This is a genomic window from Helicobacter pylori oki112, assembly GCF_000600085.1.
GTDB lineage: Bacteria > Campylobacterota > Campylobacteria > Campylobacterales > Helicobacteraceae > Helicobacter > Helicobacter pylori_CY.
Window position 1 is genome coordinate 1,236,417 of the sequence record NZ_CP006821.1, and the last position, 25,399, is coordinate 1,261,815.

General features: G+C 40.0%; 21 protein-coding genes. 15 read left to right on the plus strand and 6 right to left on the minus strand.

Annotated features, from left to right (window positions below):
- Nucleotides 1-10 precede the first annotated feature (10 nt).
- Nucleotides 11-2,629, minus strand: a complete 2,619-nt coding sequence (valS, locus tag HPOKI112_RS05870) for a valine--tRNA ligase (protein WP_025309947.1) — start codon at nt 2,627-2,629, stop codon at nt 11-13.
- A 136-nt stretch (nt 2,630-2,765) separates the two neighbouring features.
- On the opposite strand from valS, the gene fliW reads away from it, so the two are divergent.
- The 6 genes from fliW to fic all read left to right on the plus strand — a co-directional run bounded on the left by fliW (nt 2,766) and on the right by fic (nt 11,486).
- Nucleotides 2,766-3,173: a flagellar assembly protein FliW gene (gene fliW / locus HPOKI112_RS05875; protein ID WP_001105840.1), complete on the plus strand. Its 408-nt coding sequence runs from the start codon at nt 2,766-2,768 to the stop codon at nt 3,171-3,173.
- 11 nt (nt 3,174-3,184) lie between these two features.
- Nucleotides 3,185-4,246: an undecaprenyldiphospho-muramoylpentapeptide beta-N-acetylglucosaminyltransferase gene (gene murG / locus HPOKI112_RS05880; protein WP_025309948.1), complete on the plus strand. Its 1,062-nt coding sequence runs from the start codon at nt 3,185-3,187 to the stop codon at nt 4,244-4,246.
- Between the two features lie 108 nt (nt 4,247-4,354).
- Nucleotides 4,355-6,460, plus strand: a complete 2,106-nt coding sequence (gene hopI / locus HPOKI112_RS05885) for a Hop family outer membrane protein HopI (RefSeq protein ID WP_025309949.1) — start codon at nt 4,355-4,357, stop codon at nt 6,458-6,460.
- 22 nt (nt 6,461-6,482) lie between these two features.
- The gene (gene hopL, locus HPOKI112_RS05890) at nt 6,483-10,169 is read left to right on the plus strand and encodes a Hop family outer membrane protein HopL (protein WP_025309950.1); all 3,687 of its coding nucleotides are present in this window, start codon (nt 6,483-6,485) and stop codon (nt 10,167-10,169) included.
- 13 nt (nt 10,170-10,182) lie between these two features.
- Nucleotides 10,183-10,956 carry a pyrroline-5-carboxylate reductase gene (gene proC / locus HPOKI112_RS05895; protein WP_025309951.1) on the plus strand — a complete coding sequence of 258 codons (774 nt, stop codon included), beginning with the start codon at nt 10,183-10,185 and terminating at the stop codon, nt 10,954-10,956.
- Nucleotides 10,957-10,982: 26 nt separating this feature from the next.
- Entirely contained in the window at nt 10,983-11,486 is a 504-nt protein-coding gene (gene fic / locus HPOKI112_RS05900; protein ID WP_025309952.1) for a protein adenylyltransferase Fic, read from the plus strand.
- A 13-nt stretch (nt 11,487-11,499) separates the two neighbouring features.
- On the opposite strand, the gene ybeY is transcribed toward fic, so the two are convergent.
- From ybeY to HPOKI112_RS05915, 3 genes are all read right to left on the minus strand, one after another.
- Nucleotides 11,500-11,922, minus strand: a complete 423-nt coding sequence (ybeY, locus tag HPOKI112_RS05905; RefSeq protein WP_025309953.1) for an rRNA maturation RNase YbeY — start codon at nt 11,920-11,922, stop codon at nt 11,500-11,502.
- Between the two features lie 54 nt (nt 11,923-11,976).
- Nucleotides 11,977-12,471: a flavodoxin gene (locus tag HPOKI112_RS05910; protein ID WP_015428168.1), complete on the minus strand. Its 495-nt coding sequence runs from the start codon at nt 12,469-12,471 to the stop codon at nt 11,977-11,979.
- A gap of 91 nt (nt 12,472-12,562) precedes the next feature.
- Entirely contained in the window at nt 12,563-13,144 is a 582-nt protein-coding gene (locus HPOKI112_RS05915; RefSeq protein WP_001879496.1) for a DedA family protein, read from the minus strand.
- A 124-nt stretch (nt 13,145-13,268) separates the two neighbouring features.
- Between HPOKI112_RS05915 and ccoS the strand changes: the two genes are divergently transcribed.
- Together ccoS and HPOKI112_RS05925 are read left to right on the plus strand one after the other, a co-directional pair.
- Nucleotides 13,269-13,460: a cbb3-type cytochrome oxidase assembly protein CcoS gene (gene ccoS, locus HPOKI112_RS05920; protein WP_001090943.1), complete on the plus strand. Its 192-nt coding sequence runs from the start codon at nt 13,269-13,271 to the stop codon at nt 13,458-13,460.
- A gap of 25 nt (nt 13,461-13,485) precedes the next feature.
- Nucleotides 13,486-14,457, plus strand: a complete 972-nt coding sequence (locus tag HPOKI112_RS05925; protein ID WP_015428169.1) for an NAD(P)-binding domain-containing protein — start codon at nt 13,486-13,488, stop codon at nt 14,455-14,457.
- Nucleotides 14,458-14,463: 6 nt separating this feature from the next.
- Here HPOKI112_RS05925 and HPOKI112_RS05930 read toward each other — a convergent pair whose 3' ends face one another.
- Nucleotides 14,464-15,624 carry an HP1165 family MFS efflux transporter gene (locus tag HPOKI112_RS05930; protein ID WP_025309954.1) on the minus strand — a complete coding sequence of 387 codons (1,161 nt, stop codon included), beginning with the start codon at nt 15,622-15,624 and terminating at the stop codon, nt 14,464-14,466.
- Nucleotides 15,625-15,687: 63 nt separating this feature from the next.
- Between HPOKI112_RS05930 and pgi the strand changes: the two genes are divergently transcribed.
- Both pgi and hofH read left to right on the plus strand, forming a co-directional pair.
- Nucleotides 15,688-17,325 carry a glucose-6-phosphate isomerase gene (pgi, locus tag HPOKI112_RS05935; protein WP_025309955.1) on the plus strand — a complete coding sequence of 546 codons (1,638 nt, stop codon included), beginning with the start codon at nt 15,688-15,690 and terminating at the stop codon, nt 17,323-17,325.
- A gap of 306 nt (nt 17,326-17,631) precedes the next feature.
- Nucleotides 17,632-19,047 carry an outer membrane beta-barrel protein HofH gene (gene hofH, locus HPOKI112_RS05940; RefSeq protein WP_025309956.1) on the plus strand — a complete coding sequence of 472 codons (1,416 nt, stop codon included), beginning with the start codon at nt 17,632-17,634 and terminating at the stop codon, nt 19,045-19,047.
- A gap of 346 nt (nt 19,048-19,393) precedes the next feature.
- Here the strand turns inward: hofH and HPOKI112_RS05945 are convergent, their stop codons facing one another.
- Nucleotides 19,394-21,487 carry a carbon starvation CstA family protein gene (locus tag HPOKI112_RS05945; RefSeq protein ID WP_162471556.1) on the minus strand — a complete coding sequence of 698 codons (2,094 nt, stop codon included), beginning with the start codon at nt 21,485-21,487 and terminating at the stop codon, nt 19,394-19,396.
- Nucleotides 21,488-21,668: 181 nt separating this feature from the next.
- Here HPOKI112_RS05945 and HPOKI112_RS05950 point away from each other — a divergent pair, with 181 nt between their 5' ends.
- The 5 genes from HPOKI112_RS05950 to HPOKI112_RS05970 all read left to right on the plus strand — a co-directional run bounded on the left by HPOKI112_RS05950 (nt 21,669) and on the right by HPOKI112_RS05970 (nt 25,295).
- The gene (locus HPOKI112_RS05950) at nt 21,669-22,322 is read left to right on the plus strand and encodes an amino acid ABC transporter permease (RefSeq protein WP_025276269.1); all 654 of its coding nucleotides are present in this window, start codon (nt 21,669-21,671) and stop codon (nt 22,320-22,322) included.
- 2 nt (nt 22,323-22,324) lie between these two features.
- Nucleotides 22,325-22,996, plus strand: a complete 672-nt coding sequence (locus HPOKI112_RS05955) for an amino acid ABC transporter permease (protein WP_025276270.1) — start codon at nt 22,325-22,327, stop codon at nt 22,994-22,996.
- Nucleotide 22,997: 1 nt separating this feature from the next.
- A complete protein-coding gene (locus HPOKI112_RS05960) occupies nt 22,998-23,744 on the plus strand; it encodes an amino acid ABC transporter ATP-binding protein (protein ID WP_025276271.1) in 747 nt (248 codons plus the stop codon).
- Between the two features lie 48 nt (nt 23,745-23,792).
- Nucleotides 23,793-24,626, plus strand: coding sequence for a transporter substrate-binding domain-containing protein (locus tag HPOKI112_RS05965; protein WP_025277085.1), 834 nt, complete (start codon nt 23,793-23,795; stop codon nt 24,624-24,626).
- 117 nt (nt 24,627-24,743) lie between these two features.
- Nucleotides 24,744-25,295 carry a hypothetical protein gene (locus tag HPOKI112_RS05970; protein WP_000120141.1) on the plus strand — a complete coding sequence of 184 codons (552 nt, stop codon included), beginning with the start codon at nt 24,744-24,746 and terminating at the stop codon, nt 25,293-25,295.
- The last annotated feature ends 104 nt before the right edge of the window (nt 25,296-25,399 follow it).

Consider the following 25,399-nt stretch of genomic DNA (forward strand, 5'->3'; position numbering starts at 1 on the left):
TATCCTTTTATTATGGTTGTTCTAACAAATCCAATTCTTGCTTAATTTTACTTTCTTTTTCTAAAAGCGTTTTTAAACTCTCTTTAGCTTTTTCTAGCACGCTTTTAGGCGCGTTTTTGACAAAATTTTCATTGTGCAAATTGAGTTTTAATTTTTCTTTTTCCAATTTTTCTAACTGCTTTTTTAAACGCGCAACAAGCGGACTTAAATCAAGGTTTTCTAAATTCGCATGAGTTTGGCAAAATTCCCCCACATCGCTCACGCTTTTTAAAGGCTTGAGAGCTATCACGCTGACTTTTTCTAATCTCGCTAATTTTTGGGCGTAAGTTTGCAAACGCTCTGTGTTTTCTATGGCTTCCCTTAATCCCACGCTCGCTTCTTTTAAAACAATCGGTGGGGTTTCTAGCATGATTTTTAAACGCCTTAAAGACACAATGCAATCTTTAATCACTTCAAATTCATGCTCTAATTTTTCATCTTGCACTAAATCTTTAGGGTAAGGCATGACCATGATAGATTCAGTGTTTTCTAGTTCCGTGTTACTGAGCTTGTGGTATAAAGACTCGCTGATAAAAGGCATGAAAGGGTGCAAGAGTTTTAAAGCCTCTTTTAACACGCTCCCTAATTCGTCTATCGCTTCATTTTCCACTTTAGAAAATTCAATGAACCAATCGCAAAATTCCCCCCACAAAAAGCGGTATAACAAAGTCGTCGCATCATTAAAGCGGTAGTTATCTAAAGCGTTACGCGCCTCTTTAGTCACAAAATTTAAGCGCGATTTCGCATAACGCCCCAAAGGCGTTTGGTATTCGTTCAAACGCTCTTTATCTTTAAAAGCTTCTTGTTTGAGTTTCAAATAACTCACCGCATTGAAAATCTTGTTGGCAAAATTCTTGTTATTTTCTAAATGCGTAGTAGAAAGCTTAATGTCCCTACCCGTAGCGCACAAATTGGCTAAAGTGAAACGCAAGCTATCCGCGCCGTATTTTTCTATCATCTCTAAAGGATCGATCACATTACCTTTAGATTTGCTCATTTTTTCACCTTTTTCATCCCTGACTAAGGCGTGCAAGTAAATATCTTTAAAGGGCAATTCGCCTAAAAGCGATTCACTGCAAAAAAGCATTCTGGCCACCCAAAAAAAGAGGATGTCAAACCCGGTAATGAGCGTTGTGTTAGGGTAGAAATCTTTCAAATCGTTTTCATTAAACAAATCGCTTTTTTCTTGCCCCCACCCCAAAGTAGAGAACGCCCATAGCCCTGAACTAAACCATGTGTCTAGCACATCTTTATCTTGCTCTAGTTTTTCACTCTTACAAGTAGGGCAGTTTAAAGGGGTGTCTAGGCTTACAAACTGGTGGTTATTTTCACAAGTAAATACCGGTATTTGATGCCCCCAAAACAATTGCCTGCTGATACACCAAGGGCGTAATTCCCTCATCCAAGCGTTATAATTATTGATCCAATTAGAAGGGTAGAATCGCGCTAAACCCTGTTGGATTTTTTCAATAGAACTTTGAGCGATCTCAGGCTTGACAAACCATTGCTTAGACACATAAGGCTCTACCACATTATGACAGCGATAGCAATGCCCCACTTGATGTGTGTGCTCTTCTATCTTTTCTAATAAGGCGTTTTCTTTTAATTTTTCTACGACCTTATCTCTGGCTTTTAATCGTTCTAAATTTTCAAATTCCCCGCAATGCGCGTTTAAAATCCCCTTTTCATCAAAGATTTTAATCGTCTCCAAATGATGGCGTTTGCCCACTTCATAATCGTTAAAATCATGCCCAGGGGTAACCTTCACACACCCTGTGCCAAACTCCATTTCCACATGCAAATCAGCGATAATAGGGATCTCGCGATTAATTAAAGGCAAGATCACTTTTTGCCCCACTAAATGCTTGTATCTCTCATCATTAGGATTGACCATGAGCGCGCTATCGCCAAACAAGGTTTCAGGGCGTGTGGTAGCCACCACTAAATAATCTTTTTGATTTTCTAAATAATATCTAATATAATACAACGCCCCCTTACGCTCTTCATACTCTACTTCAATATCGCTTAACGCCCCATCTTTAGTGCACCAATTCACCATGTAATTATCTTGAATGATTAAGCCTTTTTCATACCATTTCAAAAACGCCAATTTAACCGCTCTTTGCAAGCCCTTATCCATCGTGAAACGAGTCCTAGAAAAGGCCGCGCTCACACCTAAACGCTTCATTTGCTCTAAAATCGCTCCCCCGCTCTTTTCTTTCCATTCCCACACTTTTTGAATGAACGCTTCACGCCCTAAATCTTCTTTTTTAATCCCTTGATTTAAAAGTTGCTTTTCTACGACATTTTGCGTCGCAATACCGGCGTGATCCAACCCTGGCTGATACAAAGTCTTATACCCGTCCATGCGTTTGTAGCGTGCTAAAATATCTTGCAAACTTAAAGTTAGGGCATGCCCTATGTGTAAAATGCCAGTCACATTAGGAGGGGGCATCATCAAGCAAAATCGTTTGTTTTTTTCTTGGATCGCTTCATTGCCATCAATTTCAAAATACCCCCTATGAGAACAAATTTCATAAATCTTTTTTTCTATCTCTTCTGGTTGGTAAGTGGTAGGTTCTTGTTTCATTATTATTATTATCCTAAAATAGAGCGTTCCTTAAAAAATAGTTGGATTTGGAACGCCTTTTGCTTTTACGCTTTTAATTGTTGCGTATTTTTCTAAAATTATACAACAAAGCATTTAAATTAAAAAGGATAGTCCAGTGAATTACTTTTTAAAAGCCCCTATTTTAGGATTTGAGCATATCCATGAAGTGCGTTTGGAAAAAATTGATTCCTTATTCAGCCGGTTAATTGGCCAAACCAATTCCCCCATGGCGTTGGATATGGTTTTAGTGAATCCTTATTGTTTGAGGGAATACAGCTTTGTGATACCCAAATACATAGAATTACTGCTAGAATTAGATTCTCATTCCAAAGTTGAGGTGTATTGCGTGGTCGTGTTGCAAAAAAATTTAGAAGATTCTATGGTTAATTTCTTAGCCCCTTTGGTGTTTAATTCCAAAAATGGCTTTGGCGCTCAAATCGCGCTTTCTATGATGGATTATCCGGATTTTGGCTTTAGAGATCCTTTAAAAAGTTTTGTGATTCAAGAAAGAGAACGAGCTTAAGGGTTTTTAGCATGAAATTCGCTCTCACAGGGGGAGGCACAGGTGGGCATCTCTCTATCGCTAAAGCCTTAGCCATAGAATTAGAAAAGCAAGGCATAGAGGCTATTTATCTGGGCTCCACTTATGGGCAAGATAAAGAATGGTTTGAAAACAGCCCCTTATTTAGCGAACGCTATTTTTTCAACACGCAAGGCGTAATCAATAAAAGCTTCTTTAAAAAAATAGGCTCTTTATTCTTGCAAGCTAAAGCCGCTTTTAAGGCTAAAGAAATCTTAAAAAAACACCAGGTCACGCACACCATTAGCGTGGGAGGGTTTAGCGCAGGGCCGGCGAGTTTTGCAAGCCTACTCAATAAAATACCCCTTTATATCCATGAGCAAAATGCGATTAAAGGCTCTCTTAATCGCTACCTTTCCCCTAAAGCTAAGGCGGTGTTTTCAAGCTACGCGTTTAAAGATAAAGGAAATCATGTTTTAACCTCCTATCCCGTGCAAAACGCTTTTTTTGATTCCGCTAGAACTCGCACGGAAATCAAGCATATTTTATTTTTAGGCGGTTCGCAAGGGGCAAAAGCGATCAACGAATTTGCCCTATTAAACGCTCCCAAACTCACCAAACAAGGGATTAAAATCACGCACATTTGCGGCTCAAACGCTCATGAAAGAATGCGTTTTTTTTACCAGGAATTAGGGCTGTTGGACAAGGTAGAATTGTTCGCTTTCCACAACAATATCATAGAAGTCATGCATAGAGCGGATTTGTGCGTGAGCAGAGCGGGTGCTAGTAGCGTGTGGGAATTGTGCGCCAATGGCTTACCCACGATTTTTATCCCCTACCCTTTTGCGAGCCATAACCACCAGTATTACAATGTCTTAGAATTTGAAAAAGAAAACTTATGCTATGTCGTGCCTCAAAATGAATTATTGCCTAAAAAACTCTTTGAAGTCATTAGAAAGCTCAACCAAAAAGACGATCAAGGCAATAAAAACCTCACCACTATCAGCGCCAAATTGCAACAAAAAATCGCTAAAAATGGTGCAAAAACCATCATTGAAACGATTTTGAGCGCCTAAATAGCCCATTTTAATCAACAATTAAGCGACTAACCATTAAACTTTTAAGCGATAAATAAGATAAAATTTAGGATAGCTCAAATCTTTTAAAAAGAAAAGGATAACCCCTTGCAAGACTTTGTTTTTAATAAAAAATGGCTTATCTATTCTAGCCTACTCCCCTTGTTTTTTCTTAATCCCTTAGCGGCAGAAGATGATGGGTTTTTTATGGGGGTGAGTTATCAAACTTCTCTAGCCGTTCAAAGGGTGGATAACTCAGGGCTTAACGCCAGTCAAGACGCATCCACCTACATCCGCCAAAACGCTATCGCTCTAGAATCTGCTGCAGTGCCTTTAGCCTATTATTTAGAAGCGATGGGCCAACAAACCAGAGTTTTAATGCAAATGCTCTGCCCTGATCCTTCTAAAAGATGTTTGCTCTATGCGGGGGGTTATCAACAAAACGCCCAAAATGGCGATACAGGCAACAACCCCCCAAGAGGCAATGTCAATGCCACCTTTGATATGCAATCTTTAGTCAATAATTTAAACAAGCTCACCCAACTCATCGGCGAGACTTTAATCCGTAACCCTGAAAATCTTTCTAACGCCAAAGTCTTTAATGTCAAATTTGGCAATCAAAGCACTGTTATTGCATTGCCTGAGGGTCTAGCCAATACCATGGACGCTTTAAACAATGATATTACCAACGCTTTAACCACGCTCTGGTATAACCAAACCTTAACGAATAAATCTTTTAGCACCCCTGATGGCAGTTCTGTGAGTTTTAGCCCTGAAGTCTTGCAACACCTTTTACAAGACGGCTTAGCCACAGCAAATAATACAAATAATAATCAAACCATTTGCAGCACTCAAAACCAATGCACCGCCACTAATGAAGCTAACTCTATCGCTCAAAACGCCCAAAACATCTTCCAGGCTTTAATGCAAGCAGGGATTTTAGGGGGCTTAGCCAATGAAAAGCAATTTGGCTTCACCTATAACAAAGCCCCTAATGGCAGCAATTCCCAACAAGGCTACCAAAGCTTTAGCGGCCCGGGTTATTACACCAAAAACGGCACTAGCACCACGCCGCCCTTGAAAGAATTACCCGCTGGAGCAACAGTTGGATCAGGCGATGGCCAATACACCTACCACCCTAGCTCGGCAGTCTATTATTTGGCTGATAGCGTCATCGCTAATGGCATCACCGCTTCTATGATTTTTTCAGGCATGCAAAATTTCGCCAATAAAGCCGCTAAACTGACAGGCACTTCAAGATATAGCCAGATGCAAGAAGCGATCAACTATGGGGAAAGCTTGCTTAGTAACACCGTAGCGTATGGGGATTTTATCACCAATTGGGTCGCCCCTTATTTGGATTTAAATAACAAAGGTTTGAACTTCTTGCCTAGCTATGGGGGGCAATTGAATGGCGCTAATAATCAAACCCCACAAAATCATTTAACCCCGCAACAAGCCCAACAAGAGCAAAAAGTCATCATGAACCAGCTAGAGCAAGCCACAAACGCCCCCACCCCCGCACAAATAGACAAGATCTTAGCCAACCCCTATTCCCCCACGGCAAAAACTTTAATGGCTTATGGGCTTTATCGCTCTAAAGCAGTGATTGGCTGGGTGATTAATGAAATGCAAACTAAAATAAATCAAGTCTATCAAATGGGCTTTGCTAGGAATTTTTTGGAGCATAACTCTAATTCTAATAACATGAACGGCTTTGGCGTGAAAATGGGCTATAAGCAATTCTTTGGCAAAAAGCGCATGTTTGGGCTTAGGTATTATGGCTTTTATGATTTTGGTTACGCGCAATTTGGCGCAGGACCTTCTTTAGTGAAAGCCACTCTCTCTAGCTATGGAGCAGGCACAGACTTTCTTTATAATGTTTTTACCCGAAAAAGGGGGACTGAAGCGATAGATATAGGTTTTTTTGCCGGCATCCAACTTGCAGGGCAAACTTGGAAAACGAATTTTTTAGATCAAGTGGATGGCAACCATCTTAAGCCCAAAGACACTTCTTTCCAATTCCTTTTTGATTTAGGCATAAGGACTAATTTTTCCAAAATCGCTCATCAAAAAAGATCCCGTTTTTCTCAAGGGATAGAATTTGGCATTAAAATACCGGTGCTTTATCACACCTATTACCAATCAGAAGGCGTTACAGCGAAGTATAGAAGAGCCTTTAGTTTTTATGTGGGCTACAACATAGGCTTTTGATTAAACAAAATAAGGGAAAAATATGATAAAAAAAGCTAGAAAATTCATACCACTCTTTTTAATTGGCTCTCTCTTAGCTGAAGACAATGGATGGTATATGTCTGTAGGCTATCAAATCGGTGGCACGCAACAATTCATCAATAACAAACAACTTTTAGAAAATCAAAACATCATCAACAGCGTAACCCAAAGCACGATCAATATTGCAGGGCCTACTACCGGTTTAATCACTTTAAGCTCTCAAAGCGTCATTGACGCTTTAGGCTATGGCGTGAGTAACACCGTGGGCAACCAATTAGAGGGCATTTCTAATATCTTGAATCAAATTGGCAAAAGAAAAGACTTTTATTCTAGCCGTCAAATCTCTAGCATTTCCCAGCAAATCATAGGGCTTAAAGGAAGCTCTGATCCCTTAAAAGCCCACTCTTCACAAATCACAGCCAAACTCCTTTCCAACACCCAAAGCGCGTTTGATGAAGGCATTGCGCTAAGCACTAGCATCATTAGCTCTATCAATAGCCTTAATCCTAGCAACAACGCCAAAGAAGTCAAAGCCCAACTCCAAAACACTGCGCAATCCATGACAGAATTGTTGCAACAAATTGAACACAGCATCACTAAAACCACTAGCACCACTTACGCGCAATCCTTACTCTCCAATCTGACCGATGCGGTGAATGCCTCTAGCAATAATACCACTTATGTGAGCGCTCTTGTTAACGCTTTAAACACTTTAGGGGTAGGGGTTTTCCCCACCACAACCTCAACGCATGTGGTGTTAAACCCGCCGGGACAAGTCGTATTTTATCCAACCAATTCCCTTTTAGGCCATACTTCTTCAAACAGCAACAACCAACAACAATACAACAACACCCTTTTAATGAACACCTTACAAGGGGAATTAAGCGCTAATAATCAAAATAACCCCAATGGTTGCGCCAATCAAGTCCAGTGTTTAGAGCAATTCATCCAAAATTTAGCCCCTTTAGCCGCAACCCCCACTTCAAATAACCAGGCCAACCAGCAAGTCCAAGCCATCGCTCAAAAGCTTCAAAGCGTGGCTATCAACACTTTAGACAACAATGCGATCAACAACACCACCTACAACCTAAACAACTTGCACAACGCTTTGAATTTCCAAGCCTATGAAAGCACGATAGAACAATACAATAACGCTTTAAAACAAATTTCTTGGATCAGTTTTAGCGAGCCTAAAAACTTGCTCAAAAACACTTCTAATAACTACCAAATCGGCACGGTTACCAACGCTCAAGGGCAAAACATCAGCGCCTATGATTGTGCAAGCGCTACCGGAAGCCTTTCTAGCAGCGCTTCTAGCGGGATTTCATGCTCAGCCACAAGCTCCACAAGTTCCACCAGCAGTTTTGACAATTCTTTAGTCGCTACCTCCAAAATCCAAACCATAGGGGGCAAAGAGCAGATCGGCGTTAATTCTTTTAACCTTGTCTCTCAAGTGTGGAGCGTTTATAACTCTTTAAAAACTTCAGAAGAAAATTTGCAAAAAAACGCTAAGATACTATGCCCAAATAGCAGTAACGGCTCGCAAGATACATGCAACAACAACAATTCTTCGGGGGGTTTGAGCATCAGCGGGAACGCCCAATTGCAAAATATTTTAAGCTCTACTAATGGGACTACCACTCAAGCTAAAAGCAACGCTTCTAAACTAAAAGCGATGGTAATGGTGAATAATGAAGAAGAAGCTAAAACGACTAATTTAGCTCAAAATAGTGGGCCAACCACTCAATCCCCTAACAGCACGGTGATGGGAGCTTTAAATGCCGTATTGCAAAATGTCAGTAATTTCCAACAAAGCATTCAAAGCGCTTTTCAAAACCAAGAAAGCAATATCCAAGCTTGGGCGAATGCGATTTATAACACTAATGGGAGTCAATCGCAATATATGACTCCTAACAATAACCAAGATTTACGCATCCAATTGAGAGCGAATTTCTACCAGCTCATCAACACCATTAACCAGCAAGTGCCTACAGACATGAACGCTTTAATTAATCAAAGCCAACAAACCCAACAAACAAGCGGGGCAACAAACAATAATAACGCATGCGGAACGAATGGGAGTAATAGCAACTGGTGCTATCAGCAGTGGTCGGATTCTAAGGCTTATTACAGCGGGTTGCAAAGCGCTTTAGGGTATCAAACGCAAGCGACAACTCAAAATGGGAGCAGTGGTGGGAACAGCATCACCTACAATGTCCAACAAATCACGCTCACTAGCAGTGGTTTGCTCAATCAAATTATCACAAATCTTAAGGGCGTTAATGGGGGCAGTAATGGGGCAAGCAGTGGGAATGGCACTAGTCAAATCAACACAGCCTACCAAATGCTCACAGACGCCAGTGATGGGAAGTTGGGAACTTATAGTAGCGGAGGTAGTGGCAGTAATAACGGCTATACGCCATGCAATAGCGGGAGCAATGGAACGAGTGGGAACAATTGCTACACCCCTAGCAAAACGCAAAACGCCACCACCGCAACCACTAACGAAAATAATAGCTTGCAAAAAGTCTATAGCGATGCCCAAAAAATAGCCAACATTATTGCCAGCTCTGGGAATAATAAAGGCGTTGAAAACGGCTTAAAACAATTCTTTGAAGCGTTAAAAAGTAATAGTAGCAGTCTCAGTAATTTATGTGGTAATAGTAGTAGCGGTAGTAGTAGCTCTACTTGCTCCGGTGGGCTTATCAACCTTTTAGGGGCAATCCCCACCAATGGGGTGAGCGATACGAATAATTTAATTAATTTGCTCACCGAATTTATTAAAACCGCCGGATTTATCCAAAATAATAATAATAATAATAATAGCAATAGTGCTAGTCTTACAAGCGCTTTTCAAGCCATTACGAGTGCTATTTCTCAAGGGTTTCAAGCCTTGCAAAACGACATTAGCCCTAATGCGATTTTAACCTTGCTCCAAGAAATCACTTCTAACACCACCACCATTCAGTCATTCTCGCAAACCTTACGGCAGCTTTTGGGGGATAAAACATTCTTTATGGTGCAACAAAAACTCATTGATGCGATGATTAACGCTAGAAATCAGGTTCAAAACGCGCAAAATCAAGCCAATAACTACGGCTCTCAACCCATTTTAAGCCAGTATGCGGCCGCTAAAAGCACCCAACACGGCCTGAGCAATGGCTTAGGGGTTGGTTTGGGCTATAAATACTTCTTTGGTAAAGCGAGAAAATTAGGCCTTAGGCATTATTTTTTCTTTGATTACGGCTTTAGTGAAATAGGCTTAGCCAATCAAAGCGTGAAAGCGAATATCTTTGCTTATGGGGTAGGCACGGATTTTTTATGGAATCTATTCAGGAGGACTTACAACACTAAAGCGTTGAATTTTGGGCTATTTGCTGGGGTCCAACTGGGCGGTGCAACTTGGCTTAGCTCTCTAAGGCAACAAATCATTGACAATTGGGGGAACGCTAATGACATTCATTCAACGAATTTTCAAGTGGCGCTGAATTTTGGGGTGCGCACCAACTTTGCGGAGTTTAAGCGTTTTGCTAAGAAATTCCACAATCAAGGGGTTATAAGCCAAAAGAGCGTGGAATTTGGGATCAAAGTGCCTCTCATCAATCAAGCGTATTTGAGAAGCGCTGGGGCTGATGTGAGCTATAGGAGGCTTTATACTTTCTATATCAATTACATCATGGGGTTTTAAAAAAGGGTGTGTCATGGAAATCTTACAATTCATCGGCTATGGGAATATGGCTCAAGCGATTTTAGAAGGCTCTCATGAAATTTTATCCAAGCGTTTTATTTTAGAGATTACTGGGCGAAATCCTGAAAAAATCGCCCCCTTTTTACAAGAAAAAAACATTCAAGCCCAAATCGTGCCTTACAAAGAAGCTATTGATACACACCAAAAATTCGTGTTTTTACTTTTCAAACCTTATAACCTTAAGGATTTTAATTATCAAGGGCAAGCCCAAAGCGTTTTGAGCGCGTTAGCCGGGGTAAATTTTGAAGCTTTAAGCAATGCGATCAATTCTTTACATTACTTAAAATGCATGCCCAACATTGCGAGCAAATTCGCCCTTTCTTCTACGGCGGTGTGTGAAAAATCGGTTGTGCCTTCAATAAGCGAGAAAGCTTTGAGTATTATTGAAAGTTTTGGGAATTGCGTGCGAGTGGGAAACGAAGAGCAGGTGGATGCCAGTATAGCGACCAATGGGAGCGCGCTCGCTTTTTTAAGCTTGGTAGCGAGCAGTTTGAAAGACGCCGGCATTAGAGAGGGCTTGAACGCTAGAGATTCTTTAGAATTGGTAAAAATGAGTTTTAAAGGCTTTGCCAAGCTGTTAGAAAAAGAACGCCCAGAAATGATTATAGAGCAAATTTGCACCCCTAAAGGCGCCACGATTGAAGGCTTGAGCGTTTTAGAAAAAAAGGGGGTTAGGGGAGCGTTTATAGAAGCTTGCCATGAAAGCGTAAAAAAAATGCGCCTCTAAAAATTACACTCTTAAAAATCAGCGCGATGCATTTAGACAGGCAGAGTTTAGAAAAAGCCAAGCATTTGATCCAAAGCGGTCTGATTGACACCATAGAAGTAGGCACAATCAAGGGCTTGCAAGAAATCCATCGGTTTTTGTTTGAAGGGTTGTATGAATTTGCCGGGAAAATCAGGGATAAAAATATTTCTAAAGGGAATTTCAGGTTCGCTAACTGCTTGTATTTGGATTTGATTTTACCCAGAATTGAGAGCATGCCACAAAGCCATTTCAATCAAATCATAGAAAAATATGTGGAAATGAATATCGCTCACCCTTTTTTGGAGGGTAATGGCAGAGCCACAAGGATATGGCTTGATTTGTTGCTTAAAAAAGAATTGAAAAAAATTGTGCTTTGGGATAGGATTGATAAAGCCGCTTATTTGAGTGCGATGGAGAGAAGCCCTGTGAATGATTTGGAAATCAAAACGCTTTTAAAAAAGCATAAAATTCCATTCTTAAAAATTAAAAGCTTTATTTGTCAGCGTTAGAGAAGATCTAAAACTAATCCTGTGCGCGTTCAATCAAACTCAAAGGCAAGTTAAAAGCCTTAATGAGTTCGCTCTCTTTTTGGCGTTGTTCACCCTTATCTTTTTCATGGTCATAGCCCAACAAGTGCAACACCCCATGAATGAATAAAAGAGCGATCTCCTCTTCTAATCTATGCCCTAATTTCAGGGCGTTAGTTTGAGCTAATGGCGCATTAATCACCACGCTCCCTAAAGGGGTGTGAGGAATGGCTTCTAAAGGGAAGCTCAAAACATCGGTAGCGTAATCGCAACCCCTTAAATCCCTATTGATTTCTCGCATGGTTTCATCGCTCACCAAAACAAGCTCAATAATTTGAGTGGGGGCTAAAACATTTGCGATTTTTTCTAATAATAAAAAGTCTGATTTTAGCGGAGTTTGGTTGTCTATTTCTAGCATCAATAAGATATAAAAAGAAGTTTAAAAAAGCCCTAAAATTTAGGGCTTAAAAGATTAAGCAAAAGAACCTTTAACTTGTTCTACCCATTTTGAAATCCTCTCATCAGTGAGATCGTCTTGATTGTCTTCATCAATCACAAGACCCACGAATTTACCGCCTTCTACCGCTTTAGAAGCTTCAAAATGATAACCATCAGTGGAAGTGTACCCTACCACTTTGCCGGCTTTAGCTTTTTCATAAATGTGGAAAATGCCTTCTGCAAAAGTTTCGCTGTAAGTGTCTTGATCGCCCAAGCCTACAAGCCCAATGGTTTTATTCGCAAAGTCGCTCGCTTCTAGTGTGCCTAAAAAGTCTTCCCAATCTGTTTGCAAATCACCCGCACCGGCTGTGGGAGCGACCAAAATAACCTTTGTAAAGCCATTAAATTGCTCTTTAGAAGCTTTAGCCACATCAATCACTTCCGCATTACCAATAGCCTTGCTGATTTTTTCAGCGATAGCTTCAGCGTTCCCGCTGTCTGTCCCAAAAAAGATACCAATTTTTCCCATGTTCTCAATCCTTGTGTTTAAAGATATTAACGCACCCACTTTATGCGAATGCTTGTGGGCGTAGTCTAGCGCATTTAATTAAACATCTTGCTTAAAAACCCATTTTGCGCGAATATCGTTTCAATAAAAACCATATTAAAAGCGCTATAAGAACAAAACTTATGACAAAAAACGAAGTGTAATGAGAAAGCCTTTCATACAGCGTTTTCACCCAATCGCTCGCTTGAAAAGAAACGCTCCCCACGATTAACGCCCACAAAAAACTGGAAAAAACATTAAGCCATAAAAACCTTTTTAAAGGGTATTTGCTAAAACCAACCGCCAAAGGCACAACGCTTTTAATCCCATACAAATATTTATTAACAAAAATCATGAGCAAGGCGTAGCGTTTCACCCACAAACTCGCTAAAGCAAGCTTTCTTCTATGCTTTTGGAAATACTTTAAAAACTCTCTTTTTTGATAGCGGGCAAAGACTACAAGAGCCCCACTCCCTACCATATTCCCTAAAAAAGCGACAAGAATGGTTATTTTTATATCTAAAGCGTGTGTGGTAGCGCTCAAAATGGAAGCGATGACAATCCCCACATACCCACCCCCTAAAGAATATAAAAATAAAATAAGATAACCCCACTCCTTAAAACCCTCTTGAAAACGCAACAACGCTTCTTGCATAAAAAACCCTCTTTTGATTTCGTTTTTATTTTCATGTTATCCAAACTTATTCAACCTATTGGTGATTTAAACGCTATCTTTTAGTATAATGACAGCGTTATTCTAATAACCTAAAAAAATAGAGATGAATACAGAAATTTTAACCATCATGTTAGTTGTCTCAGTGCTTATGGGATTAATAGGCTTAATAGCGTTTTTATGGGGGGTTAAAAGCGGTCAGTTTGACGATGAAAAACGCATGCTTGAAAGCGTGTTGTATGACAGCACGAGCGATTTGAACGAAGCGATTTTACAAGAAAAACGCCAAGAGAATTAAAAAATTAAAATAAAAAGGATAGAAAATGAGTCAAGAAGTTTTAGACGTGTTGATAGTGGGCGCAGGGCCTGGGGGCATTGCCACAGCTATAGAATGCGAAATAGCCGGCGTTAAAAAGGTGCTTTTATGCGAAAAAACCGAAAGCCATTCAGGCATGCTGGAAAAGTTTTATAAAGCCGGTAAAAGGATTGATAAAGATTATAAAAAGCAAGTCGTAGAGCTTAAAGGGCATATCCCTTTTAAAGACAGCTTTAAAGAAGAAACTTTAGAGAATTTCACTAATCTTTTAAAAGAGCACCGCATCACGCCAAGCTATAAAACCGATATTGAGAGCGTGAAAAAAGAAGGCGAATACTTTAAAATCACCACCACTTCTAACACAACCTATCATGCTAAATTTGTGGTGGTTGCGATCGGGAAAATGGGCCAACCAAACCGCCCTACTTATAAAATCCCTGTTGCACTCTCCAAACAAGTGGTTTTTAGCATCAACGATTGTAAGGAAAATGAAAAAACCCTTGTGATCGGCGGAGGCAACTCAGCGGTGGAATACGCCATTGCTTTGTGCAAAACCACCCCTACCACCCTCAATTACCGCAAAAAAGAATTCAGCCGTATCAATGAAGACAACGCTAAAAATTTGCAAGAAGTCCTAGACAATAACACGCTTAAAAGCAAGCTTGGAGTGGATATTGAAAGCCTAGAAGAAGATAACACTCAAATTAAGGTTAATTTCACCGATAACACGAGCGAGAGTTTTGATCGCTTGCTGTATGCGATCGGAGGCTCTACCCCTTTAGAGTTTTTTAAACGCTGTTCTTTAGAATTAGATCCTAGCACCAATATCCCTGTGGTGAAAGAAAATTTAGAGAGCAACAATATCCCTAATTTGTTCATCGTGGGCGATATTTTATTCAAATCAGGAGCGAGCATCGCTACCGCACTAAATCATGGCTATGATGTTGCGCAAGAAATCGCTAAAAGGTTGTGCTCTTAAAGCCGCTCACTCATCAAACGGCTTAGCCTTATACAAAAAGAAAAAGAGAATGAGAAGCGTTAGAGCAAAATGCATGGTTATGATAGTTAGGGGTGAAAAGTAACGCAGTTCCAAACTGCTGAGCGATAAGATTAGCACAGAGACCACGCGCACACAGCTTGATAAAAGCGATGAGAGCGATGAAATGTTGTTTTTAGAAACGAATTTGGAGAATTGATACCCCAAGCAATAACTCATATAAGTGAAAAACGCCACCATGAGCGCATACACCCCTATGAAACAATAAGGGATATTCATAAGCAATAAGGGGCTAACGCCCAGTAACACCAAAAGCGAACTTAGGGTGATTTTTTGGCTGTAATTTGAAGCTTTTAAAAAATGAATGAGGATAGAAATCACTTGAAAAGCGATATAAAATATAAAAAGGTATTGCTCTTTAATGCCTTGTTTTAAAAAATACGCTTGCCACATTTGAAAATGGCTCATAAAAAAGACGGGCGTAATCAAATGCCCCACTAACAAAATTTTAAGCTTGGGGTTATCTTTAAGCTCTTTAAGGCTGCCTTTGACCTGCTCTTTAAGGAGTTTCAAACTTTTTTGGCTTTTAAAATCCTCTTCTTTTTCTTTAAAATAAAAAATGATCGTTAGCACGCAGAGCATGATTAAAAAAATCCCCACAATATACAGCATCGCATGGACTTTGAGATACAAAAACGACCCCAAAGAACTCCCTATAATCATGCCTAAATAAGTGATTTGATTGTTTTTGGCTAAAAACTTGGACAAATCCTTTTTGTTTTCTTTAATGTCTGTGATGAGTGAAGCTTCAATCGTGCCGCTAGAGCATGCGCTATACAAACCATACAGCCCCCATGCTACAAGCATGAAAATAAAGCTATCAAAAAACAGCACAAACGAAAAACTAGCGATTAAAAAGGCATTAGAAACCAGGAATAAATTCTTCCGGCTCATCAAATCCGCTAAAACACCGCTTGGGTATTCAGCCACCAGCACGCAAAAGCTAAAAAAGGTTTGCACGAGCAAGATTTCACTCAAACTAAGCCCTTTAGAAAGCAACAAGGGGGTTAAAATCGCATGGGGTAAGCTTTGAGCGATAATTAAGAGAAAATTCGCCCCATAGTAAGCTAAAATGTTTTTTCTTAACATTTGAAAATTATAATTAAAACTAGCTTATAATACAGCGTTATATCTTTTATTTAAGGGGTATTGATGCTAACCCAATTAAAAACTTATCCAAAATTACTCAAACATTATGAAGAAATCAAAGAAGCGCATATGCACGACTGGTTTTCTAAAGACAAAGAGCGAGCGAGCCGTTATTTCGTGCAATTGGAAAGCTTGAGCTTGGATTATTCCAAAAACCGCTTGAACGATACCACTTTAAAGCTTCTTTTTGAATTGGCGAATGACTGCTCTTTAAAAGAAAAGATTGAGGCGATGTTTAAGGGCGAAAAAATCAACACCACCGAAAAAAGGGCCGTTTTACACACCGCCTTAAGGAGTTTGAACGACGCAGAAATCTTGCTAGACAACATGGAAGTGTTAAAAAGTGTTCGGAGCGTTTTAAAACGCATGCGAGCCTTTAGCGATAGCGTGAGGAGCGGTAAAAGATTGGGCTATACCAATCAAGTGATCACCGATATTGTCAATATCGGTATTGGGGGGTCAGATTTAGGCGCTTTAATGGTTTGCACCGCTCTAAAACGCTACGGCCATCCGAGATTAAAAATGCATTTTGTGTCTAATGTGGATGGCACGCAGATTTTAGACGTTTTGGAAAAAATCAATCCGGCCAGCACGCTTTTTATCGTAGCTTCCAAGACTTTTTCCACTCAAGAAACCTTAACCAACGCCCTAACCGCTAGAAAATGGTTTGTAGAAAGAAGTGGCAATGAAAAGCATATCGCTAAGCACTTTGTAGCGGTATCCACCAATAAAGAAGCTGTGCAACAATTTGGCATTGACGAGCATAACATGTTTGAATTTTGGGATTTTGTAGGGGGGCGCTATAGCTTGTGGTCGGCCATTGGCTTGTCCATTATGATCTATTTAGGGAAGAAAAATTTTAACGCTCTTTTGAAAGGGGCGTATTTGATGGATGAGCATTTTAGAAACGCCCCTTTTGAAAGCAATTTACCCGTTTTAATGGGGCTAATTGGCGTGTGGTATATCAATTTTTTCCAATCCAAAAGCCATTTAATCGCTCCTTACGATCAGTATTTGAGGCATTTCCCTAAATTCATTCAGCAATTGGATATGGAAAGCAATGGCAAACGCATCAGCAAAAAAGGCGAAACCATCCCCTATGACACATGCCCTGTTGTTTGGGGCGATATGGGCATTAACGCTCAGCACGCCTTTTTCCAGCTCTTGCACCAAGGCACGCATTTAATACCCATTGATTTTATCGCTTCCTTAGATAAAAAGCCTAACGCTAAAGGCCACCATGAGATTTTATTCAGCAACGTTTTAGCACAAGCGCAAGCTTTTATGAAAGGCAAGAGTTATGAAGAAGCGCTTGGGGAATTGCTCTTTAAAGGATTAGACAAAGATGAAGCCAAAGATTTAGCCCACCACAGGGTGTTTTTTGGCAACCGCCCCTCTAATATCCTTTTATTAGAAAAGATTTCACCAAGCAATATTGGGGCGTTAGTGGCTCTTTATGAGCATAAAGTCTTTGTGCAAGGGGTTATTTGGGATATTAACAGCTTTGATCAATGGGGCGTGGAGCTTGGGAAAGAATTGGCCGTGCCGATTTTACAAGAATTAGAAGGGCATAAAAGCAACGCTTATTTTGACAGCTCCACTAAGCATTTAATAGAATTGTATAAAAATTACAACCAATAGGCTTTGTTTGATAACAAGATAAAACCTAAAAAACAATCAAGCAAAGCTTAACCCCATTCTCAAGCACTCCGTTCAAAATGATCCGTCAATCATAACGGATTTTAGCGCCACATATTAGCCATTTGAATTTAAAGAGAGTAAATTTTCCACAAATTAATCGTTTTTAGCTTTTAGAAGTTGGATTTTCTCATCATATGCATTATTTTACATATTATAATTATTTCAAAGCTAAGAATAATAAAAATCAAAGAATAGATTTATCTTTAAAAGTATTTGTATTTATCAATCTCATTTTAGGAGACATGCATGAAAAAGGCAAGTCAGGTTTTATTCTTTGGGGCATTTTTAAGCTCTTCGTTACAAGGTTTTGAAGCTAAGCTCAATGGCTTTGTGGATCAATCCAGCACTATCGGCTTTAACCAGCATAAAATCAATAAAGAAAGAGGCATCTACCCTATGCAGCAATTCGCAACGATTGCGGGCTATTTAGGGCTTGGTTTTAGCTTGTTACCCAAAAAGGTTTCAGACCATGTTCTAAAAGGCAAAATAGGGGGCATGGTGGGATCTATTTTCTATGACGGCACGAAGAAATTTGAAGACGGATCTGTAGCTTACAACCTCTTTGGTTATTATGATGGGTTCATGGGGGGTTATACAAACATCTTACAAACCGATAGCCTTGAAACACAGAACATGAAACACAATAAAAATGTCCGCAATTATGTCTTTAGCGATGCGTATTTAGAATACGCTTATAAGAATTATTTTGAAATAAAAGCCGGACGCTATTTATCCACTATGCCTTATAAAAGCGGTCAAACGCAAGGCTTTCAAGTTTCTGGGCAATACAAGCATGCGCGCTTGACTTGGTTTAGCTCTTTTGGGAGGGCGTTCGCTTATGGTTCGTTTTTGATGGATTGGTTTGCCGCACGAACCACTTATAGCGGAGGCTTCACCAAAAACGATAAGGGAGGTTATGATAGCCATGGGAAAAAGGTGCTTTATGGCACGCATGCGGTGCAACTCACCTATAAACCTCATCGTTTCCTCATAGAAGGCTTTTATTACCTTTCGCCTCAAATCTTTAACGCTCCGGGCGTTAAGATTGGTTGGGACTCTAACCCTAATTTTAGCGGCACAGGCTTTCGCTCTGACACAGCTGTCATAGGGTTTTTCCCCATTTACTACCCTTGGATGATCGTTAAATCTGATGGGAGTCCGGTCTATAGATACGACACGCCTGCCACTCAAAACGGGCAAAATCTCATTATCCGCCAACGCTTTGACATCAATAATTACAATGTTTCCATCGCTTTTTATAAAGTCTTTCAAAACGCTAATGGTTGGATAGGCAATATGGGCAATCCAAGCGGTGTGATAATGGGGAGTAACAGCGTGTATGCGGGTTTTACAGGCACAGCCCTTAAAAGAGACGCCGCTACCATTCTCCTTTCTTGTGGCGGCACTCATTTTGCCAAAAAATTCACATGGAAATTCGCCACGCAATATTCCAATTCAGTGGTCTCTTGGGAAGCGAGAGCGATGATCTCTTTAGGTTATAAATTCACTGAATACTTGAGCGGTAGCGTGGATCTTGCGTATTATGGCGTGCATACTAACAAAGGCTTTAAACCGGGTGAAAACGGGCCTGTGCCTAAAGACTTCCCCGCCCTTTATTCTGACAGGAGCGCGTTATACACGGCTCTAGTAGCGTCATTTTGATGCTACCCTATGATTATGGTAGGCGTCTTTTTGATGCTATGATCACAAAATATAGTAGGCGTCTTTTGATGCTATCTCCCATGATAGGATAAGCGTTTTTTAACGCTGTTCCTCTAATCTCTATATATAAAATTTCTTTTCAAGCAAAAGCCCTTTTTTAAATCATACCCATTAAACAAAATACCTATCATCTTTAAATCATCTTTAAAATTGAGCTTTTAAAAAATCAAGCGATAGCTTTTTAAAAACCCAAGCAGAAGCCCCAAACATCTTTAGTGTTTGCACGCTTCACAAACGATGTCAAACTTTTTTCTATGGATTTAAAGGGGGTTTAAGCCCCCTTTATTCAAGTAGCTTTGATGTAAGGGGTTTCAGCTAACGGCGGATAAATTTGATTTTTAAAATAAGCGTTTGAGCAAATCCTAACGCTCACTATTAAAACCAATAGCGCCACAAGCATGAAAAACACGCACAAAATCGCATCAATCGCATGGTTAAAAAAGGATTTTTGGAGCGTTTTTAGCGCTTTTTCATCGGTAGTGGTAGCCATTTTTTCTTTGATGATTTGCATTTGCGCCACATGCGAAACGTTATTAAGCACGCTATCATTACTCTTTGGCATTACTTTTAAAATACCGCTATAAAAAGTGATAAATAAAATCAAAACTGCTGGTAAGGCGCTTACCATCGCCCCCTTAAAACGCCCCATTTTAAACAACACCACCGTAACCAACAACAACGCCATGCCCGCTAACATCTGATTACTCACGCCAAATAAAGGCCATAGCGTATAAATACCTCCTTTAGGATCGATCGTGCCTTGATACAAGAAATACCCCCACCCTGCCACGCACAAAAGAGTGGCAAAAATCCCAGCCTTATAAGAGCTGAGATTGCCCAAAGGCTTATAAACATTACCGAGCAAATCTTGGATCATGAAACGAGCGGTTCGTGTGCCAGCATCCACAGCGGTTAAAATGAACAAAGCTTCAAACAAAATCGCAAAATGATACCAAAACGCCATCACGCTTGGATCCCCTAAAATGTGATACACGATCATCGCTAAACCGATCGCAAAAGTGGGCGCCCCACCGGTGCGGCTCAAAATGGAGCTTTCGCCAATGTTTTTGGTCATCTCACGGATTTCTTCAGCGCTGATGCTAAACCCCCATGAGCTAATCACCGAAGCCGCATCAGCTATATCTTTACCGATGCTCACTTCTGGGGAATTGATAGCGAAATAAAGCCCTGGGTGTAAAATCCCCGCGCACACCAACGCCATAAGAGCCACAACGCTCTCCATCACCATAGAGCCATAGCCCACTAGCCTGGCGTCGCTTTCTTTAGCGAGCATTTTAGGGGTCGTGCCTGAAGAAATTAAAGCATGAAAGCCGCTAATCGTCCCGCAAGCCACCGTGATAAACAAGAAAGGGAACACGCTTCCTGCAAACACAGGCCCACTGCCATCTACAAAGGGCGTGATTTTAGGGATTTGTAAAGGCGGAGCGACAAAAACAATAGCCACAACCAACACCCCTATAACGCCAATTTTTAAAAAAGTGCTTAAATAATCTCGTGGAGCGAGTAAAAACCATACCGGTAAAATAGAAGCCACAAACCCATAGCCCATGATCATCCACGCTAAAGAACTGGCCTCAAAAGTGAATATTGACGCTAATTTAGGATCTAAAGAAACGTATTTACCCGCATAAATCGCTATAATCAACAAAATAAAGCCGATAACAGAAACTTCCAAAATCTTATGCGGCCTGAAAAATCGCATGTAAAGCCCCATAAGAATCGCAATGGGAATAGTCATTGCGATCGTAAAAAAGCCCCAAGGCGAATGCGCTAAAGCCTTCACCACCACCATCGCTAAAATCGCAATGATAATGAGCATGATCCCTAAAATGCCAAGACTTGCGATCATGCCTACAAATTGACCCATTTCAAGCTTGATCATTTCGCCTAAAGACTTGCCATCGCGCCTAATGGAAGCAAAAAGCACCACAAAATCATGCACGCAACCCCCTAAAACCGAGCCTATCAAAATCCATAAGATAGAGGGCAAGTAACCCATTTGAGCGGCCAGTATCGGGCCTACTAAAGGGCCAGCCCCAGCAATAGCGGCGAAATGATGCCCAAAGGTGATGGCTTTATCGGTTGGCACAAAATCCTTGCCGTCATTCCTTACGCATGCAGGCGTGGCTCTGTTATCATCTAGCTTTAACACCTTATAAGCGATAAAATGGCTATAAAAACGATAACCTATGCTATAAATGCAAGCGCTCGCTACTACAAGCCATAGCGTGTTGATGCTCTCGCCCTTGTGTAAGGCTAACACCCCTAAACAGATCGCTCCTAAAATAGCGACAAAAACCCAAGCCAAAGAAACTAAACTTTTTTGCATGTCCTCTCCATTTAATGATTGTTTAATCATTGTTGTTAATTTCAGCCAGTTTTTTTATTATAATTCAAATTTTCTTTGAATAGGGACTGAATGGCTCATAAACTTTCCATAATAAGGGCTTGGGTTTTCCAAACTTCTAACAATTAGGGTAAATAAGAGCTGTTTTTAAACATGATGCTTTAAAGCGTCATTAATTTTAAGGTATAGCGTTATGGCATTAGATTGGGATTTTATGTTTCACTCCATCCCTGCGTTTTTTAAGGGGTTAAAACTCACGCTTTATATTTCTTTCTTTGGGATTTTGCTCTCTCTTTTGGTGGGGTTTTTGTGTGCGATCATTTTGTATTTTAAAACGCGCTTTATCTCTCCTATCGTCTATATCTATGGCGAAATCGCTAGGAACACGCCCCTACTCATCCAGCTTTTCTTTTTGTATTACGGGTTGAATGAAATCGGTTTGAGCGCTTTAGAATGCGCGATTTTAGCGTTAGGGTTTTTGGGTGGGGGGTATATGAGTCAAAGTTTTTTGCTTGGGTTTAAAAGCTTAGCTTCTATTCAAAGAGAAAGCGCTTTGAGTTTGGGGTTTGGCCCTTTGAAGATGATGTATTATATTATTCTGCCTCAAAGTTTAAGCGTTTCTATGCCTTCTATAGGGGCGAATGTGATTTTTTTACTCAAAGAAACTTCTGTGGTGGGCGCGATAGCCCTAACCGATATTATGTTTGTGGCGAAAGATTTTATTGGCATTTATTACAAAACGACTGAAAGCCTTTTGATGTTAAGCCTCACTTATTTGATCGCTTTACTCCCTTTAAGCGTTTTGCTTGTGATCTTAGAGCGTTTTTTTAAAAAGAAAGTGGCTTAAAAATGGGAGTTTTACTAGAATTAGACAACCTTAAGCGTTTGTTAGAAGGGTTTGAGATCACTCTTTTGATCGCTCTTAGCTCTGCGGTTGTTTCAATCGTTGTTGGGATACTTTTGGGGAGCTTGATGGCGTTTGGTTCTAAAATAGTGGTTTTGGCGTGTCGTGTGTATTTAGAAAGCGTTCGCATTATCCCGCTTTTAGCATGGCTTTTTATCGTGTATTTTGGGTTAGCGAGCTGGTTTGATTTGCATATTAGCGCGGTTTTAGCGAGCATCATTGTTTTTAGCTTGTGGGGTGGCGCTGAAATGATGGATTTAACCAGAGGGGTTTTAACTTCCGTGAGCAAACACCAAGTAGAAAGCGCTCTGGCTTTAGGCATGGATTCAAAAAGGGTGATTTTTAACATTATTTTCCCCCAAAGCTTTTTGTCTTTATTGCCCTCAAGCCTTAATTTATTCACGCGCATGATTAAAACCACGGCTTTAGTCTCTCTCATTGGAGCGGTTGATTTGTTAAAAGTGGGCCAGCAAATCATAGAGCTTAATCTCTTACGCATGCCCAATGCGAGCTTTGTGGTTTATGGCGTTATCTTAATGTTTTATTTTACTTTATGCTATAGTTTGAGCCTGTATAGTTCCTATTTAGAAAAAAAATTCCAACACATTAGAGGGTAAAATGAGTGCGATTTTAGAAACCAAAGGGTTAAAAAAAACCTATCAAAACCATTTGGTTTTAGACGGCATCAATTTCACTTTAAATAAGGGTGAAGTGGCAGTGATTTTAGGGCCTAGCGGGTGCGGGAAAAGCACTTTTTTAAAATGCCTAAACGGGCTTGAAAAGATTGATGGAGGTGAAATTCTTTTTGAAAACACTAACCTTAATACGCCAACTACTAACTGGAATCAAATGCGCCAAAAAATAGGCATGGTGTTTCAAAATTATGAATTGTTCCCGCATTTAAATGTGCTGGATAATATCTTACTCGCTCCTTTAAAAGTGCAAAAACGATCCAAAGATGAGGTCATTTCTCAAGCCGTAGAGCTTTTAAAGCGAGTGGGTTTGGAGCATAAACAACAAGCTTACCCTAAAGAATTGAGCGGCGGGCAAAAACAACGAGTAGCCATTGTGCGCTCTTTGTGCATGCGGCCCAAAATCATGCTTTTTGATGAAGTAACCGCCTCTTTAGACCCTGAAATGGTTAAAGAAGTTTTAGAAGTGATTTTAGAACTAGCCACAACGGGCATGAGCATGGTGATTGTAACGCATGAAATGAAATTCGCGCAAAAAATCGCTAGCAAAATCGTGTTTTTTGATAGCGGTAAAATCGCTGAAGAAAACAGTGCTAAAGAATTTTTTAACCACCCGAAATCTCAAAGAGTGCAAAAATTTTTAGAAACTTTCCATTTTTTAGGGAGCTGTTAAATAAAGTTTGCTAAAAAGATGATTTTAATTTCAAAAAAAGGTGTTTTTATGAAAACGAACGGGCTTTTTAAAATGTGGGGGCTATTTTTAGTTTTAATCGCTTTAGTCTTTAATGCATGCTCTGATAGCCATAAAGAAAAAAAGGACGCTTTAGAAGTCATTAAACAAAGAGGGGTTTTAAAAGTGGGGGTTTTTAGCGATAAGCCTCCTTTTGGATCTGTGGATTCTAAGGGACAATATCAAGGCTATGATGTAGTCATCGCTAAACGCATGGCCCTTGATTTATTGGGCGATGAAAATAAGATTGAGTTTATTCCTGTAGAAGCCTCAGCTAGGGTGGAATTTTTAAAAGCCAATAAAGTGGATATTATCATGGCTAATTTCACGCGCACTAAAGAAAGAGAAAAAGTCGTGGATTTCGCTAAGCCGTATATGAAAGTCGCTTTGGGGGTGATTTCTAAAGATGGGGTCATTAAAAATATAGAAGAGTTGAAGGATAAAGAGTTGATTGTGAATAAAGGCACGACAGCGGATTTTTATTTCACTAAAAATTACCCCAATATCAAACTTTTGAAATTTGAACAAAACACAGAGACTTTTTTAGCCCTTTTAAATAATAAGGCTACCGCTCTAGCCCATGACAACACTTTGTTGCTCGCTTGGGCGAAACAGCACCCTGAGTTTAAATTAGGCATTACAAGCCTTGGCGATAAGGATGTGATCGCTCCAGCGATTAAAAAGGGTAACCCTAAGCTTTTAGAATGGTTGAACAACGAAATTGATTCCCTCATTTCTAGCGACTTTTTAAAAGAAGCTTACAAGGAAACTTTAGAGCCTGTTTATGGCGATGAAATCAAACCGGAAGAAATTATTTTTGAATGATTTCTTTAGGCTTTGCTTGACAGAGCGTGTTTTTGTTGCTAAATTAGCGGTTTTGTGATCTTTTTGTTTTTCATTTTGGGATATATTTGTTTGATTTTACATTGAAAGGATTTGTTGATGAGTTATTTTTATAAGCGTTGTTTGAAATTTTCATTAATTGGGTTGCTAGGGCTTTTGAGCGTTCAGCTTGATGCTAGGAGTTTTGTTGATGGGGATTTAGACATTCAAAAATTCAGTTATGAAGATTCTCTGCTTAAAAAGGGAGACCCTAATGGCGTGCATAAGGTTCAGGTGCGAGATTATAAGGGCAAAATGCAAGAAGCTGAGATCCACTCAGAAATACGCATCGCGGTTAAACCGGGGGTTAAAAAAGAAGTTAAAAAAGGCAAAATTTATAGCGCTCAAATCAATGATGGCATGTGCTATGCTTTTAGAATGCTCCAAACCGGCGATAATACCACAGGTCTTGATTCTAAAGAGTTCCCCAAGCAAAGCCGTGAAAAAAAGGGCCGAGTGATCACTTTAATCGGTAAAGATGAAGTGCCTTATCTTATCTTAGAAACCGATTGCCAAGTGGGCGATATTGCAAAGATTTCTTTGGTGGGTAATTTTGATGGCACCGGGTTTCTTACGGAATATAAATTCAAAGACGCCAAACCCATTTACTAGTCTTTATTCTTTGCTCCATTCTTAAAATCTCTTAATCTTTTGTGGTTAGGAGGTTTTCCTTATTCGTTGGGGGTATTTGTGATCGCATCTTAAAAATTTTAAAA

What these genes read in the sequence shown, in the direction of transcription:
- valS (WP_025309947.1), bottom strand. Translation starts at nt 2,629, where the DNA reads ATGAAACAAGAACCTACCACTTACCAACCAGAAGAGATAGAAAAAAAG.
- murG (WP_025309948.1), top strand. Translation starts at nt 3,185, where the DNA reads ATGAAATTCGCTCTCACAGGGGGAGGCACAGGTGGGCATCTCTCTATC.
- hopL (WP_025309950.1), top strand. Translation starts at nt 6,483, where the DNA reads ATGATAAAAAAAGCTAGAAAATTCATACCACTCTTTTTAATTGGCTCT.
- proC (WP_025309951.1), top strand. Translation starts at nt 10,183, where the DNA reads ATGGAAATCTTACAATTCATCGGCTATGGGAATATGGCTCAAGCGATT.
- fic (WP_025309952.1), top strand. Translation starts at nt 10,983, where the DNA reads ATGCATTTAGACAGGCAGAGTTTAGAAAAAGCCAAGCATTTGATCCAA.
- ybeY (WP_025309953.1), bottom strand. Translation starts at nt 11,922, where the DNA reads ATGCTAGAAATAGACAACCAAACTCCGCTAAAATCAGACTTTTTATTA.
- HPOKI112_RS05910 (WP_015428168.1), bottom strand. Translation starts at nt 12,471, where the DNA reads ATGGGAAAAATTGGTATCTTTTTTGGGACAGACAGCGGGAACGCTGAA.
- HPOKI112_RS05915 (WP_001879496.1), bottom strand. Translation starts at nt 13,144, where the DNA reads ATGCAAGAAGCGTTGTTGCGTTTTCAAGAGGGTTTTAAGGAGTGGGGT.
- ccoS (WP_001090943.1), top strand. Translation starts at nt 13,269, where the DNA reads ATGAATACAGAAATTTTAACCATCATGTTAGTTGTCTCAGTGCTTATG.
- HPOKI112_RS05925 (WP_015428169.1), top strand. Translation starts at nt 13,486, where the DNA reads ATGAGTCAAGAAGTTTTAGACGTGTTGATAGTGGGCGCAGGGCCTGGG.
- HPOKI112_RS05930 (WP_025309954.1), bottom strand. Translation starts at nt 15,624, where the DNA reads ATGTTAAGAAAAAACATTTTAGCTTACTATGGGGCGAATTTTCTCTTA.
- pgi (WP_025309955.1), top strand. Translation starts at nt 15,688, where the DNA reads ATGCTAACCCAATTAAAAACTTATCCAAAATTACTCAAACATTATGAA.
- hofH (WP_025309956.1), top strand. Translation starts at nt 17,632, where the DNA reads ATGAAAAAGGCAAGTCAGGTTTTATTCTTTGGGGCATTTTTAAGCTCT.
- HPOKI112_RS05945 (WP_162471556.1), bottom strand. Translation starts at nt 21,487, where the DNA reads ATGATTAAACAATCATTAAATGGAGAGGACATGCAAAAAAGTTTAGTT.
- HPOKI112_RS05950 (WP_025276269.1), top strand. Translation starts at nt 21,669, where the DNA reads ATGGCATTAGATTGGGATTTTATGTTTCACTCCATCCCTGCGTTTTTT.
- HPOKI112_RS05955 (WP_025276270.1), top strand. Translation starts at nt 22,325, where the DNA reads ATGGGAGTTTTACTAGAATTAGACAACCTTAAGCGTTTGTTAGAAGGG.
- HPOKI112_RS05960 (WP_025276271.1), top strand. Translation starts at nt 22,998, where the DNA reads ATGAGTGCGATTTTAGAAACCAAAGGGTTAAAAAAAACCTATCAAAAC.
- HPOKI112_RS05965 (WP_025277085.1), top strand. Translation starts at nt 23,793, where the DNA reads ATGAAAACGAACGGGCTTTTTAAAATGTGGGGGCTATTTTTAGTTTTA.
- HPOKI112_RS05970 (WP_000120141.1), top strand. Translation starts at nt 24,744, where the DNA reads ATGAGTTATTTTTATAAGCGTTGTTTGAAATTTTCATTAATTGGGTTG.